Source organism: Xanthomonas sp. NCPPB 1325 (assembly GCF_041477645.2).
Lineage (GTDB): Bacteria > Pseudomonadota > Gammaproteobacteria > Xanthomonadales > Xanthomonadaceae > Xanthomonas > Xanthomonas cannabis.
Genome location: NZ_CM192985.1, coordinates 12,423 through 25,379, shown reverse-complemented (window position 1 = coordinate 25,379; position 12,957 = coordinate 12,423). Strand labels below are relative to the sequence as shown.

The 12,957-nt window shown below is 66.8% G+C and carries 13 protein-coding genes; 7 read left to right on the top strand and 6 right to left on the bottom strand.

Going from position 1 to position 12,957, the window contains the following annotated elements:
* The first annotated feature begins 26 nt into the window (after positions 1–26).
* Together ACCQ10_RS00110 and ACCQ10_RS00105 are read left to right on the top strand one after the other, a co-directional pair.
* Positions 27–1,325, top strand: a complete 1,299-nt coding sequence (locus ACCQ10_RS00110; RefSeq protein WP_372361785.1) for a murein hydrolase activator EnvC family protein — start codon at positions 27–29, stop codon at positions 1,323–1,325.
* 313 nt (positions 1,326–1,638) lie between these two features.
* Positions 1,639–3,153 (top strand): S41 family peptidase, encoded by a 1,515-nt coding sequence (locus ACCQ10_RS00105; RefSeq protein WP_104580359.1) that lies wholly within the window; start codon positions 1,639–1,641, stop codon positions 3,151–3,153.
* Between the two features lie 304 nt (positions 3,154–3,457).
* On the opposite strand, the gene ACCQ10_RS00100 is transcribed toward ACCQ10_RS00105, so the two are convergent.
* The 3 genes from ACCQ10_RS00100 to ACCQ10_RS00090 form a co-directional block, all read right to left on the bottom strand.
* Positions 3,458–4,444 (bottom strand): D-2-hydroxyacid dehydrogenase family protein, encoded by a 987-nt coding sequence (locus tag ACCQ10_RS00100; RefSeq protein WP_372361784.1) that lies wholly within the window; start codon positions 4,442–4,444, stop codon positions 3,458–3,460.
* Positions 4,444–4,764 carry a DUF1820 family protein gene (locus tag ACCQ10_RS00095; RefSeq protein ID WP_047697057.1) on the bottom strand — a complete coding sequence of 107 codons (321 nt, stop codon included), beginning with the start codon at positions 4,762–4,764 and terminating at the stop codon, positions 4,444–4,446. The genes ACCQ10_RS00100 and ACCQ10_RS00095 overlap by 1 nt, the downstream gene beginning before the upstream one ends.
* A gap of 97 nt (positions 4,765–4,861) precedes the next feature.
* Positions 4,862–5,554, bottom strand: a complete 693-nt coding sequence (locus tag ACCQ10_RS00090; protein ID WP_039411667.1) for a rhomboid family intramembrane serine protease — start codon at positions 5,552–5,554, stop codon at positions 4,862–4,864.
* 218 nt (positions 5,555–5,772) lie between these two features.
* Between ACCQ10_RS00090 and ACCQ10_RS00085 the strand changes: the two genes are divergently transcribed.
* Both ACCQ10_RS00085 and ACCQ10_RS00080 read left to right on the top strand, forming a co-directional pair.
* The gene (locus tag ACCQ10_RS00085; protein ID WP_372361783.1) at positions 5,773–7,113 is read left to right on the top strand and encodes an outer membrane protein transport protein; all 1,341 of its coding nucleotides are present in this window, start codon (positions 5,773–5,775) and stop codon (positions 7,111–7,113) included.
* 191 nt (positions 7,114–7,304) lie between these two features.
* On the top strand, positions 7,305–8,006 hold the full coding sequence (locus ACCQ10_RS00080; protein ID WP_039411715.1) for a 2OG-Fe(II) oxygenase: 702 nt from the start codon (positions 7,305–7,307) through the stop codon (positions 8,004–8,006).
* A 98-nt stretch (positions 8,007–8,104) separates the two neighbouring features.
* Here the strand turns inward: ACCQ10_RS00080 and ACCQ10_RS00075 are convergent, their stop codons facing one another.
* The gene (locus ACCQ10_RS00075; protein WP_039564133.1) at positions 8,105–9,199 is read right to left on the bottom strand and encodes a PA0069 family radical SAM protein; all 1,095 of its coding nucleotides are present in this window, start codon (positions 9,197–9,199) and stop codon (positions 8,105–8,107) included.
* Between the two features lie 136 nt (positions 9,200–9,335).
* On the opposite strand from ACCQ10_RS00075, the gene cls reads away from it, so the two are divergent.
* The 3 genes from cls (at position 9,336) to ACCQ10_RS00060 (ending at position 11,914) form a co-directional block, all read left to right on the top strand.
* Positions 9,336–10,796 (top strand): cardiolipin synthase, encoded by a 1,461-nt coding sequence (gene cls, locus ACCQ10_RS00070; protein WP_104580363.1) that lies wholly within the window; start codon positions 9,336–9,338, stop codon positions 10,794–10,796.
* Positions 10,797–10,866: 70 nt separating this feature from the next.
* Positions 10,867–11,136, top strand: coding sequence for a hypothetical protein (locus ACCQ10_RS00065; RefSeq protein ID WP_372361782.1), 270 nt, complete (start codon positions 10,867–10,869; stop codon positions 11,134–11,136).
* Positions 11,137–11,146: 10 nt separating this feature from the next.
* On the top strand, positions 11,147–11,914 hold the full coding sequence (locus ACCQ10_RS00060) for a pyridoxine 5'-phosphate synthase (RefSeq protein ID WP_372361781.1): 768 nt from the start codon (positions 11,147–11,149) through the stop codon (positions 11,912–11,914).
* A gap of 171 nt (positions 11,915–12,085) precedes the next feature.
* Here the strand turns inward: ACCQ10_RS00060 and ACCQ10_RS00055 are convergent, their stop codons facing one another.
* Positions 12,086–12,499 (bottom strand): ExbD/TolR family protein, encoded by a 414-nt coding sequence (locus tag ACCQ10_RS00055; protein ID WP_039411682.1) that lies wholly within the window; start codon positions 12,497–12,499, stop codon positions 12,086–12,088.
* A 3-nt stretch (positions 12,500–12,502) separates the two neighbouring features.
* Positions 12,503–12,925, bottom strand: coding sequence for an ExbD/TolR family protein (locus ACCQ10_RS00050; protein WP_104620803.1), 423 nt, complete (start codon positions 12,923–12,925; stop codon positions 12,503–12,505).
* Between the last annotated feature and the right edge of the window lie 32 nt (positions 12,926–12,957).

The window sequence follows — 12,957 nt, the reverse complement described above, 5'->3', positions numbered from 1 at the left end:
CCTGCCTGAAGTCACTGGAACTTTCGTTGCCCCCGTCGCCCATCCCGCTGCCGCGCCCATTGCTTGCCCCAACCATTGGCTGCGCGCGCCATTGGCTGGCAGCCGCGCTGGTGGCGTGCACGCTGCTGGGCAGCGGCGCAGTGGCGGCGCAAAGCCAGCGCGAGACCGAGCGCAAGCTGCAACAGCTGCGCGATGAACTCAAGACCATCAGCGCCGATCGGCGCGCGCTGGAAGGCAAGCGCGGCACCGCGGCCCAGCAACTGCGCCAGGCCGACGAAAAGGTGGCAAAGACCGCGCGCGCCCTGAGCGACACCGAAGCGGCAATGCGCGCACAGGAGCAGCGCCTGTCCACGCTGCAGCAGGACCGCGCGCAATTGCAGCGTGGCCTGCAGACGCAGCGTGCCCAACTGGCGGCGCTGCTGCGCGCAGCCGACCAGGTCGGCCGCAACGCGCCGCTGAAGGTGTTGCTGTCGCAGGACACGGTGGGCGATGCCAACCGCATGCTGACCGATCACCGCTACGTGCAGAACGCCCGCGCGCAGCGCATCCAGGCGCTGGCCACGCAGCTGGATGCCCTGGCCAGGGTGGAACAGGACATCGCCTCCCGGCGCCAGGCACTGGATGCCGCGCGCGCGCAACAAAAGGCCCAGGCCGCCACCTTGCAGAAGGACCGCTCGCAGCAGGCGGCCACGGTCGCGCAGCTGGACGATCGCTACAAACAGCGCGCCGAACGCGAAAAGGCACTGGGCCAGGACGCCAAATCGCTGGAACAGCTGCTGGCCAACCTGCGCGCGGCTGCCGCCAAGGCCGAGGCCGAACGTCGCGCCGCCGCCAAACGCGCCGCTGCCGACGCCGCCGCGCAGGCCAAGCGTGGCAAATCCGATCGCCCCGAGCGCCCCGGCAAGACACCGCCCAAGGTCGTCGCCACCGCACCGGCCCCCAAGGTCGGAGGACTGAGCTGGCCGGTGGCGGGCAACCTGCTGGCACGCTTCAATGCCACCTTGCCCGACGGCCACACCAGCAAGGGCGTGCTGATCGGCGCGCCCAAGGGCACCACGGTGACCGCAGTGGCCGACGGCACCGTGGTGTTTTCCGACTGGATGACCGGCTACGGCATGATCCTGATCGTGGACCACGGCAACGGCTACATGAGCCTGTATGCGCATAACGACACCTTGTTGCGCGACGCCGGCGCAGCGATCAAGCGCGGCGAGGCGGTGGCCAAGGTCGGCAGCTCGGGCGGGCAGGGCGTGCCGGCGCTGTACTTCGAATTGCGGCGCAATGGCCAGCCGGTCGATCCTTCTAGCTGGTTGCAACGGCGGTAGTGCTTGCGCGTGCAGCAGCACGCGACGCACGACGATGGCCAGGCGTTCGCCGGGACATCGCTTACCGACACATTGCTGTTGCGGGCAACGTTCCTGGCGTGTCGGCGTGTCGGCAGCATGCAGGTTCGCCACGCCAGTCGGATGGTCTCCACGATGGTGCCGACGTCCTCCGATGCTGCGCTGCCTTGCCCGCTGGCGGCTGTCGACTGCCGGCGTGGCCGGCGCGCGATTCAACGTGGATTTACCGCTGCTTCGCGCATAATCCGGTCAGCTCCGTCGTGCGGGGCGTCTTATTTCTTTGTCGGAGTGCTTCATGCGCGTAGCCGTCCTGTCCGTTGCCTTGTCGCTGGCCTTGTTCGCGTCGCCTGGTTGGGCGCAGACCGCCCGTCCCGCCGCCGCTGCCCAGGCCACTGCGGACGACCCGGAAGCCAATGAAGCCGCCGTTTCCAAGGTGCCGCTGGACGAGATCCGGCGCTTTGTGGCGGTGTACAACGCGGTCAAGCAGGCCTACGTGGACCCGGTCGAAGACAAGAAGCTGATGCACGCCGCCGTGCGTGGCCTGCTGTCGGATCTGGACCCGCACAGCACCTACTTCGACAAGGAAGACGCCGAGGCCTTCGACGAGCAGGCCAGCGGCGCCTACGACGGTATCGGCGTGGAGCTGCTGCAGCAGCAGGACAACACGCTCAAGGTGATCGCACCGATCGATGACACCCCGGCCGCGCGTGCCGGCATCCGCGCCGGCGATGTCATCGTGGCCATCGACGGCAAGCCGATCGATGCCAGCAAGGCCATGGAGCCGCTGCGCGGCGAATCCGGCAGCAAGGTCACCCTGACCATCGTGCGCGACAAGGCGCCCAAGCCCTTCGATGTGACCCTGCAGCGCCAGACCATCCGCGTGGCCAGCGTGCGCAGCAAGCTGCTGGAGCCCGGCTATGGCTACATCCGCATCAGCACCTTCCAGGCCGATACGGGTGCCGATTTCCAGAAGAACCTCAAGCAGCTGCAGGCCGGCGGCAAGTTGCGCGGGCTGGTGCTGGACCTGCGCAGCAACCCGGGCGGCCTGCTGACCTCGGCGGTGCAGGTGGCCGACGATCTGCTCGACAAGGGCAACATCGTCAGCACCCGCGGGCGGATCTCCATCAGCGATGCCAAGTTCGACGCCACCCCGGGCGATCTGCTCGGCGGCGCACCCGTGGTGGTGCTGGTGGACGCCGGCTCGGCCAGCGCCTCGGAAGTGTTGGCCGGCGCGCTGCGCGACAACCAGCGCGCGCGCATCATCGGCAGCCGCACCTTCGGCAAGGGCTCGGTGCAGACCGTGCTGCCGCTGGATAACGGCGATTCGGTCAAGCTCACCACCGCGCGTTATTACACGCCCAGTGGCAAGTCGATCCAGGCCAGCGGCATCGTGCCGGAAGTGCTCCTGACCCCCGAACCGCAGCCGGGCGACGCCGATGTGCCGGCCAGCCTGACCGACTACAGCGAAGCCACCTTGCCCGGCCATTTGCGTGGCGACGACGAGGGCGAAGAAGGCTACAGCGCCGGCGATGTGTTGCCGGGCGACGGCCCGATCACCGCGGCGCTGGCCGAACTCAAGCAGCCCGGTTCGGCGGCCAAGGCGCAAGCGGCCCGCAAGGCCAAGGCCCAGGCCGCCCAGAAGGCCAGGGCAGCGACCAAGCCCGCTTCCGAGGCAAAGCCGGCAGCGCCGCGCCCGGCGGCGACCGACAAGGCCAAGCCGGCAGAACCCGCCGAGAAAGCCAAGCCCGCTCCCTCCGCAGACCCGGTACCGCCGGCAGACACGCCGGCTCCGGCCGAACCGGCCAAGTAAGCGGCGAGCTGGTGCAAGCGCAGGTCGGCTGATGCCCGCCCGCGCCTGGAATCTGCAATGCGCATGTGTTCATGCTTCGTCACCTGCCCGGACATGCACGCAACTTGCGCGATCACTCCGGTTCGTAGCGTGCGCAATGGTGCGCGGATGACCAGCGGCATGGGTACGGCGCCGCCTCAACGTCATGCGCGCTCAACGTTCGCGTAGACCCGCTGCGCTGTCTGCGCCGCCCGATCTCATCGGACTGTGGCATCGGACCGGTGTCATCGGCCGAAGTGAGCCCACTCGCCACGCATGAACCGCATCAGCGCACGATGGCCAGCGCGTCCGGATTGACCAGATTGCGCGGCGTGCCGGCCGCAAACGCCAGCACGTTGTCGAATGCCGCTTCGAAATACAGCGCGTAGCTGTCGCGTTCCACATAGCCCAGGTGCGGGGTGGCCAGCACCCGCGGGTGTCGCAGCAGCGCATCGCGCGGATCGAGCACCGGCTCGTGCTCGAACACATCCACCGCCGCCTGCCCGGGCCGGCCAGCATCCAGCGCGGCCAGCAAGGCGCCGGGGGCGATCAGTTCGGCGCGGCTGGTGTTGACCAGCAGCGCATCGCCACGCATGTGCGCCAGATCCTGCGCAGTGACGTCGTGACGCGTTTGCGCCGTCAGGCGCCGATGCAGCGACAGCACATCGCTACGTTCAAACAATTCCTGGCGGCTGCCCGCGATCGCAAAGCCGTCGCGCGCAGCCTGCGCGCAGGACGCATCGCCGCCCCACACCAGCACCTGCATGCCGAATGCGCGTCCGAACCCGGCCACGCGTTGGCCGATGCGGCCGTAACTCCAGAGACCAAGGGTGCGGCCGTGCAGCACACGGCCCAAGCCAGGGTCGCCCAGCGCCTGCCAGCGGCCCTGATGCAGGGCACGCTGGTACTCGCCCAATCGGCGGCTGGCCGCAAGGATCAAGGCCCAGGTCAGCTCGGCCGGCGCCACCGGCGAGCCGACACCTTCGGCCACCGCGACGCCAATCTGCGTGCATGCAGCCACATCCACGTGCGCGCCCACGCGCCCGGTCTGGCTGATCAGCTTCAATCGCGGCAGCCGTTGCAGCAGCGCTGCATCCACCCGCGTGCGCTCGCGGATCAACACCAGCACATCGGCGTCGGCCAGTTGCTCGGCGCGCTCGTCGGGATCGGTGGCCAGCGCCCCCAGCACCTGCACGTCATGGCCCTGCATCCGCTGCAGGCAGGGCAGTTGGCACACGGCGCCCTGATAGTCGTCGGGCACCAGAATGCGCATCAGCGCGGTTTGCCCGGCAGCGGGAACGGAGTGACCACCTTGTCGCCGGTGGCCGCGTCGCGGATCACCGACTGGCCCTTCTTCTCCACTTCTTCGATCCGCACGATGCTCTGCATCGGCAGGTGCAGCGTCTTGGTGTTGCCGAACTCTTCGCGCAGGCGTTCTTCGGTGGGGTCCACCACCAGCCCGTCGTGCACGTCGAACACCAGCTCGCCGATCTGGTTGAAGCCCCACAGATGGCTGCCGGTGACCTCACGCGCGTAGAGCTCGTACACCTTGCCGTGATTGAGGAAGGTGACTTTGTACAGGGGCTTGGACATGCGCCCGATTATAGGCGCGCCATTGCAGTGCATGCAGCGCCAGGTGGTCGGCAACCGTGCGCTGAGCGCGCCGACACGCACCTATGTGCGCGTTGCGCTAGAACCCGTGGCGCTTGCGCAGGCGCCGTGCGATCGCCGCGCGCACGTACAAGCCGTAGACGATGCCGAACACGAAGCCGGCGATGTGCGCCGACCACGCCACCATGCCGAAGGCCGGGCCGATGTAGGCAAACACCACCTGCAGCAGCGCCCACGCCCCGATCAACAGCGGTGCCGGCACGCGGATGAATTCCAGGAACACGCCCAGCGGCAGCACCACGCCGAGCTTGGCGCCGGGAAACAGCGCCAGGTAGGTGCCGATCAGCGCCGACACTGCGCCTGAGGCGCCGATGATCACCCGGTCCGGCGTGCCGATCGCAAAGATCGCCGCCAGGTTGGATGCGGCCCCGCCGAGCAGGAACAGCAGCAGCAATCGCCACGGCCCCAGGATGCGCTCGGCCGGCAGCCCGAAGATCAACAGGAACACCAGGTTGCCGAGCAGATGCGACCAGTCCGCATGCAGGAACAGCGCCGTGAACAACCGCAGCACGCTGCCGTCGCGCAGGGTCGCCCACCAGTCACCCAAGTTGGAGACGCCACTGGACAATGCGCCCCAGTCCAGCCACAGCGTATTGCGCGCCTCGCCGGGGCGGCTGATCGACCACAGATAGGCCAGCCATACCGCGGCGAACAGCAGAGGCACCGCCCAGCGTGGGGTGGGTTTCTTGCGGGAGGGGAGGGAGACGAACATCGGAGACGCACAATAGCCGGTCCACCGTCCTGAACCCAGCCCTAACCCACCGGCGCGTTCAGCGTGCCGGTCGTTATTGTTCGGTTAATCGTCGTGGGTATACTGCGTACGGCGTCGTATGTCGGGGGGGGGTCTCCGGCGCGCTCCAGGCACTGGATTGGTGCTGGGCGCGGGCGCTGAACCGACCATTGCAGTCCTTATCCGGAGAGCTACAACTTATGTCTACCGCTTCCACTCTTAGCCGCGCCACCCTGCTGGCCGTTGGGATTGCCGGTGTGCTGGCCGTTGGCCAGGCGCACGGCGCCGCATTTCAGCTGAAGGAAAACAGCGCCAAGGGCCTGGGCCGCGCGTTTGCAGGCTCGGGCAGCGCCCCGGACGATGCCTCGATCATCGTCAACAACCCGGCCGGCATGCGCCAGCTCGACGGCCGCCTGTTCCAGGCCGACGTCAGCGCCATCCAGTTCTCGGCCAAGTTCCAGCCCGACACCGCCACCTACGCCAACGGCGCCCCGGTGTCCGGCGGCAACGGCGGCGACGCCGGCATGATCGCGCCGGTCCCGGCGATGTACTTCCACGTGCCGTTCGGCGAGAACGACAACATGCACCTGGGCACTTCGCTTACCGTGCCGTTCGGCTTCAAGACCGACTACGACCGTGACTGGGTCGGCCGCTACCACGGCACCAAGACCGAGCTGCAGGCAATCGACTTCAACGTGGCGTTCTCCTACGACGTTAACCCGTACGTGTCCTTCGGTGCGTCGGTGTTCGCCGAGCGCCTGGATATCGAACTGGGCAACGCAGTGGATGCCGGCTCGATCCTGGCGCGTTCGCGCGTTCCGGGCTTTGCACCGGGCAACGCCGACGGCTCGCTGAAGATGAAGGGCCACAGCACCGAAGTGGGCTTCACCCTCGGTGGCCTGTTCAGCATCGACGAGGACACCCACCTCGGTTTCAGCTACCGCTCGCAGGTAGAGCACAAGATCACCGGCGCGGATGTCGACTTCACCATCCCGCCGAATGCGTCGGCCGTGTTCGCACGTGCCGCCCCAGGCACCTTCATCGACACCAGTGGCCGCGCCACCGTCAAGCTGCCGGCCAGCGCCACCGCCAGCTTCACGCACAACGTGAATGAGCAGTGGTCGATCATGGCCGACGTCACCCGCACCGCCTGGAGCAAGTTCGACCAGGTGACGCTGGACTTCGCCTCCAACCAGCCCAACACCGTGCTGGACTTCTCGTACCGCGACACCACCTTTGCCTCGATCGGTGCCGATTACCGCATGAGCGAGACGCTGACCCTGCGTGGCGGCGTGGCGTTCGACCAGACCCCGACCACTGCCGAGCACCGCGACGTGCGCGTACCCGACAACAGCCGCAAGTGGCTGTCGGTGGGTCTGAGCTGGCGTCCGTCGCAACAGGCCGAGTACAACTTCGGCTACACCCACCTGTTCGTCAGCGACCCAACCAGCGACACGGTCAGCGCCACCGGCGACCGTCTGGCCGGTACCTATGATGTGCAGGGCAACATCCTGGCTGCATCGGTCAACTACAAGTTCTGATCGTCGCAACCCGCGTTGGATGCTGAAAAACCCCGCTTCGGCGGGGTTTTTTGTCGCGATGCGCGCATACGCGGCGCCAGGCCGTGCGCCGGTGTCACTCGTCCACGAATGCAAAGCGACACACGTAGCGGGAGCGCAGGGGGGGACAGGCGCGCTGTGCAGGGGTGCTGCAGATTGCTATGGTCGTGCGCATGAGCCAACCCGACTTCATCCAGGTCACCGACAACGCCGTCTCGCGCGCCGATTGCGCGGCCATCGTGCACCGCATGCGCGACAGCCAGCAGCTGCATCCCGGGCGCATCGGTGGCGGCGTGTTTCCAGACCTCAAGCACAGCCGCGACCTGCGCATCAGCGGCATCGCCGAATGGGCAGACGTCGAAGCGCGCCTTCAACAGGCGGTCTTCGACGGGGTGCTGAGCTATCTGCGGCACTATCCACAGGCCTTGATCTCGCCGTTGATGCTGCAGGTCACCACCGCCGACGGCACCCCGCATCGATTAGTGGCTGAAGACATCGCCCAAATGAGCGACCAGGCACTGGGCGACCTGGCACGCACCTGCCTGCGTCCGGGTGCGATCAATCTGCAGTGGTATGCCGCCGATCAGGGCGGCTACCCGTACTGGCATTGCGAGCTGTATCCACGCGATGCCAGTGCCGACACATTGCACCGGCACCTGCTGTGGACGCTGTACCTCAACGACGAATTCGAGCAGGGCGAAACCGAATTTCTGTTCCAGCAACGCAAGGCGCGCCCGCGCACCGGCAGCCTGTTGATCGCTCCCACCGCCTTTACCCATACCCACCGCGGCAACCGCCCGGTCGGCGGCGACAAGTTCATCGCCACCAGCTGGATCCTGTTCCAGTCGGCGGGGGCCTTGTACGGCGGGGAATAGGGAATCGGGAGTAGGGAATCGCAACGGCAACGGCAGTTCGCAGCAGCGCCGCTCTTGCTGTTCCGATTCTCGATTCCCCAATCCCGATTCCCCGCCCCCTAGAACAGACTGCCTTGCGGCGATTGCGGCACCGGCTTGGCCGGTGGAGCGGGGCGGCGGAAGGCGCTGCAGTCCAGCGCCGGCATCTCACGCGTATCGAAGCCGGCGCGGCGGTGGGCCAGCGCAAAACGGCGCGCCAGCAGGTCCGCATACACGCCCTGCCCACGCAGGCGGGTGCCGAAGCTGCTGTCGTAGTCCTTGCCGCCGCGCAGCTGCTGGATGGTGCTCATCACATGCGCCGCGCGCTGCGGGTGATGGGTCTGCAGCCAGTCGCGAAACAACGGCGCCACTTCGTGTGGCAGCCGCAGCAGCACGTAGCCGGCACTGCTGGCGCCGGCCTCGGCAGCGGCCTGCAGAATCGCTTCCAGCTCATGATCGTTGATCCACGGGATCACCGGCGCTGCCATCACTCCCACCGGCACGCCCGCCTCGTGCAACGTGCGCATCGCACGCAGACGTGCATGCGGCGCGGACGCACGCGGTTCGAGCTTGGCCGACAGATGCGGGTCCAGCGTGGTCACGGAAAAATGCACGTTGACCAGGTTCTCGCGCGCCAACGGGGCCAGCAGGTCCAGGTCGCGGGTGACCAATGCGTTCTTGGTGATCAGCGTGAACGGATGCCGCGTCTCCCACAGCACCTCGATCAACCGGCGCGTCAACGCGCGTTTGCGTTCGATCGGCTGGTAGGCATCGGTGTTGATGCCCAGCGCGATCGGGCTGGGCACATAACTCGGTCGCGACAACTCGCGCCGCAGCAGATCCGGCGCGTTGGTCTTGGCGAACAGCCTGGTCTCGAAATCCAGCCCGGGCGACAGGTTGAGGTACGCGTGCGAGGGTCGCGCAAAGCAGTAACTGCAGCCGTGCTCGCACCCTCGATACGGATTGACCGATTGCGAGAACCCGATGTCCGGCGACTGGTTGCGGCTGATGATGCTGCGCGCGGTTTCCTCGGTGACCTGCGTGCGCAACACACCGGCAGCGAACTCTTCGCTGTCGTCCACGTGCCAGCCGTCGTCCACGGCCTGCGGTGTGGTGACCTCGAACCGTCCGGGCAGGTGGCCGGTCGCACCGCGGCCCTTGATTGCGCTTGCCATCGCGTCATCGTAGGGCGGTCGTGTCTCATCCGCCGCGACCGGGCGTTCAACACGATGAAGCTTTCAGACCGTCGCCTGCGCGATGCGTTGCCGCCGCGGTCAGCGCAGCGCCGCGTACGCCCCGTAGAATCCGCACATGCTCGCACTGGTCCAGGGCGCGTGGGATTGGCTGGCCACCATTCCCCACCTCGAAGCGCTCCTCCTCGCCGCCTACGTGCTCTACCTGCTGTGGATCGCCGGCTGGATCGTGCTGCAAAAGCGTGAGCCGGTGGCCACGCTAAGCTGGGTATTGTCGCTGGCTGCGCTGCCGTACCTGGGGCTGCTGATCTATTACTGGCTCGGCCCGCAGAAGGTGAAGCGGCAACGCCTGCGTCGCGGCCGCTCGCGCTCGGGCATGGAAAGCTACAGCAGCGTCTGCCCGCCGGATGCCGACTGCACCGAGCTGGCCAAGATCGCCCAGTCCACCACCGGGCTTGCGCCAAGCAGCGCCACCGAAGTGCACTGGCTGGTGGATGGCGCGGCCACCTATGCCGCCATCATCGAGGCGATCCGCAGCGCCCGCGACCACATCCACCTGGAGTACTACATCTTCCAGCCCGACCACAGCGGCACCGCGATCTGCGCTGCGCTGATGGAGCGTGCACGCGCCGGGGTCAAGGTCCGCCTGCTGCTGGATGCGATCGGCTCGTCGGCCATGACGCGCCGGGCGCTGCGCACCCTGCGCGAGGCCGGCGTGGAAACCGCCTGGTTCCATCCCTCGCAATTTCTCAAGCCGTTCAAACGGCCGTGGCTGAATCTGCGCACCCATCGCAAGGTGATCGTCATCGATGGCCGGGTCGGTTTCACCGGCGGCATCAATGTCACCGACGAAGAGAACGAGCAGGTGCGCGGCGATGCCTATCGCGACCTGCATGTGCGGCTGCAGGGCCACGTGGTGCGCAGCCTGCAACTGGTGTTTCTGGAAGACTGGCTCTATGCCACCCGGCAGGGGCGCGCCGCCTTCCAGGGCCAGCAGTTGTGGCCGGAGGACATGCCCACGCGCGCCCAGGGCACGGTCGATGCGCAGGTGCTGGTGTCCGGCCCGGATTCCTCCTGGGAATCCATCCACCGGCTGATGGTCGCCGCCATCCACGAGGCCAGGCATCGGGTCTGGCTGGTGACGCCGTACTTCGTTCCGGGCGAAGCCGCGCGCATGGCGCTGACCTCGGCTGCGCTGGGCGGTCTGGATGTGCGCCTGCTGGTGCCGCGGGTCAGCGACTCGCGCCTGGTGACCTATGCGGCGCGCTCGTATTTCGATGAGCTGCTCGAAGCCGGCGTGCGCATCTACGAGTACGGCCCGCGCATGCTGCACACCAAGGCACTGCTGGCCGACGACGATGTCAGCATCGTCGGCAGCGCCAATTTCGACAGCCGCAGCTTCCGCCTCAACTTCGAACTGTCGATGCTGTTCCGCGACCAGGCAGTGGCCGCCGAGCTGGCCGGCCTGATCGGCACCGACCTGCAACATGCCCAGGAGGTGCGCTTTGCGCGCCACCGCCCGCTGCTGCGTTCGCGCCTGCCCGAAGCCTTTGCGCGGCTGCTGTCGCCACTGCTCTGAAACGCCCCGGCTCACGTGGAACCGAACCGGGCGCAGCGCTACACTGCCGCCACTCATCGGGGAGCTCGTCATGCACTGGCTGTTTCTGCTCATGGCACTAGGTGCGCTGGTGCTGGCGTTCAGCACGCCGCACGTGTGGTTGCTGGTGGTGTCGCTGTTGGTGGCACTGGTGCTGTTGCTGTCGTGGACACGTGGCTGGTTCGCCTCGCGCATGGACGACACCCAGCGCGACACCAGCAGCATGATCGACCCGGCCGAACTGCGCCGGCTGCGCGAGGTGGCCGAGGCCCGCAAGGCTGCGGCACTGGCCGCCGCCCGCGATGGCGAGCCGCAGGCCTGAGCGCACGACCGTGACCACCCAGCTCAGCGTCAACGTCAACAAGATCGCGGTGCTGCGCAATTCGCGCGGCGGCACCGACCCGGACGTAGTGCAGGCCGCCCGCACCTGCCTGGGAGCCGGCGCACACGGCATTACCGTGCATCCACGCCCAGATCAACGCCACATCCGCTCCGACGATGTCCTGGCGTTGAGCGCACTCACGCGCGAGCACGGCGTGGAATTCAATATCGAAGGCAACCCGTTCGCCCCTCCGCGCACCGGCTATCCGGGGCTGCTGGAACTGTGCCGTGCCACGCGTCCGCAACAGGTCACGCTGGTGCCCGATGGCGACGGGCAGCTGACCTCCGACCATGGCTTCGATTTCGCGCAGGACACCACCCAACTTGCCGCGTTGATCGCCGCGTTCAAGGATCTCGGTAGCCGCGTCAGCCTGTTCGTCGACGCGGGCAACCCGGACATCGCACGCGCCGCCATGCTCGGTGCAGACCGCATCGAGTTGTATACCGGCCCGTACGCGTACGCGCATGCGGGCGGGCAGGCGGATGCAGCGCTCGCACTGTTCGCCGGTGCCGCGCAGCGCGCCAGCGCCGCCGGGCTGGGCATCAATGCCGGGCATGACTTGTCGCAAGCCAACCTTGGCGATTTTCTCGCCGCTGTCCCGGGCGTGCTGGAAGTGTCCATCGGCCACGCCCTGATCAGCGAAGCGCTGTATCAAGGATTGGATGCGACCGTGCGCGCCTACGTCGGGCTACTGGATACCGCCCGCGCTAGCGCCTGAGTTTGGCCGGGTGATGCCGGCGTTCGATCCTCGCCCGGATCGATCAGTGAGCAATCTGCCGGATGGGCGGCAAGCACGTCGAGTCACGCAGCAGGCATAAAAAAAACGCCACCGTTTCCGGTGGCGTTGCAGTCGCGTCATGACTGTTGTGTTGCGGTCTTGCAGATGCGTTTACTGCTGCATGAAGCCGATTTTCTTCATCTGCGAGTTCTTCGCAGCGGCCAGCACCTTCGCCATCACCTCGTACTCCGCATCCTGATTTGCATCGATGCGCAGTTCCGGCTGATTGGTCGGATCGGCCTGCACCACTTCTTCCATCTTCTGCTGCAGCTGATCCACCGGCGTCGGGCTGTTATTCCAGAACACCTGGTTGCTGGCATCGATACGCAGCTCGATCGGCGGCGGCGGTTCGGTCGTCTGCGGTGGCGGGTTCAGAACCCGCTGCGGCAGATCCACGGCGATCGGATACGTCATGATCGGCGCGGTCACGATGAAGATGATCAGCAGCACCAGCATCACGTCCACCAGGGGCGTGACGTTGATGTCGGCCATCGGCCCACGGCTTCCACCAGTACTAAATGCCATGGCTTACTGCCCCTTCACTTTGGTTGCAACGAAACCGACGTCCAGCATGCCCTGACCCTGCGCGATCTTGGTGATCTCGTTGATCGTACGCATCTTGGTCGTGCGGTCGCCGCGCAGGTTGAGCGGCGGTTGCGGGGTCTGCTGTGCGGCGGTGGACAGGCGCGACTCCAGGGCTTCCTTGGAGATCGGCTCGTCGTTCCAGTACAGCGACCCGTCTTCCTTGACGGCCAGGGTGATCGGCGCGGGGCGTTTCTCCGCATCTTCCTTCTGGATCAAGTTGGCCTCTGGCAGCTCCACCTTGACCTTGTGGGACATCAGCGGTGCCGTAATGATGAAGATGATCAGCAGCACCAACATCACGTCCACGAGGGGCGTCACATTGATGTCGGCCATCGGGCCGCCGCTGTTTCCACTACTGAAGGCCATAACGGGCTCCGTCTAAATCGTTGCGAAGGCGT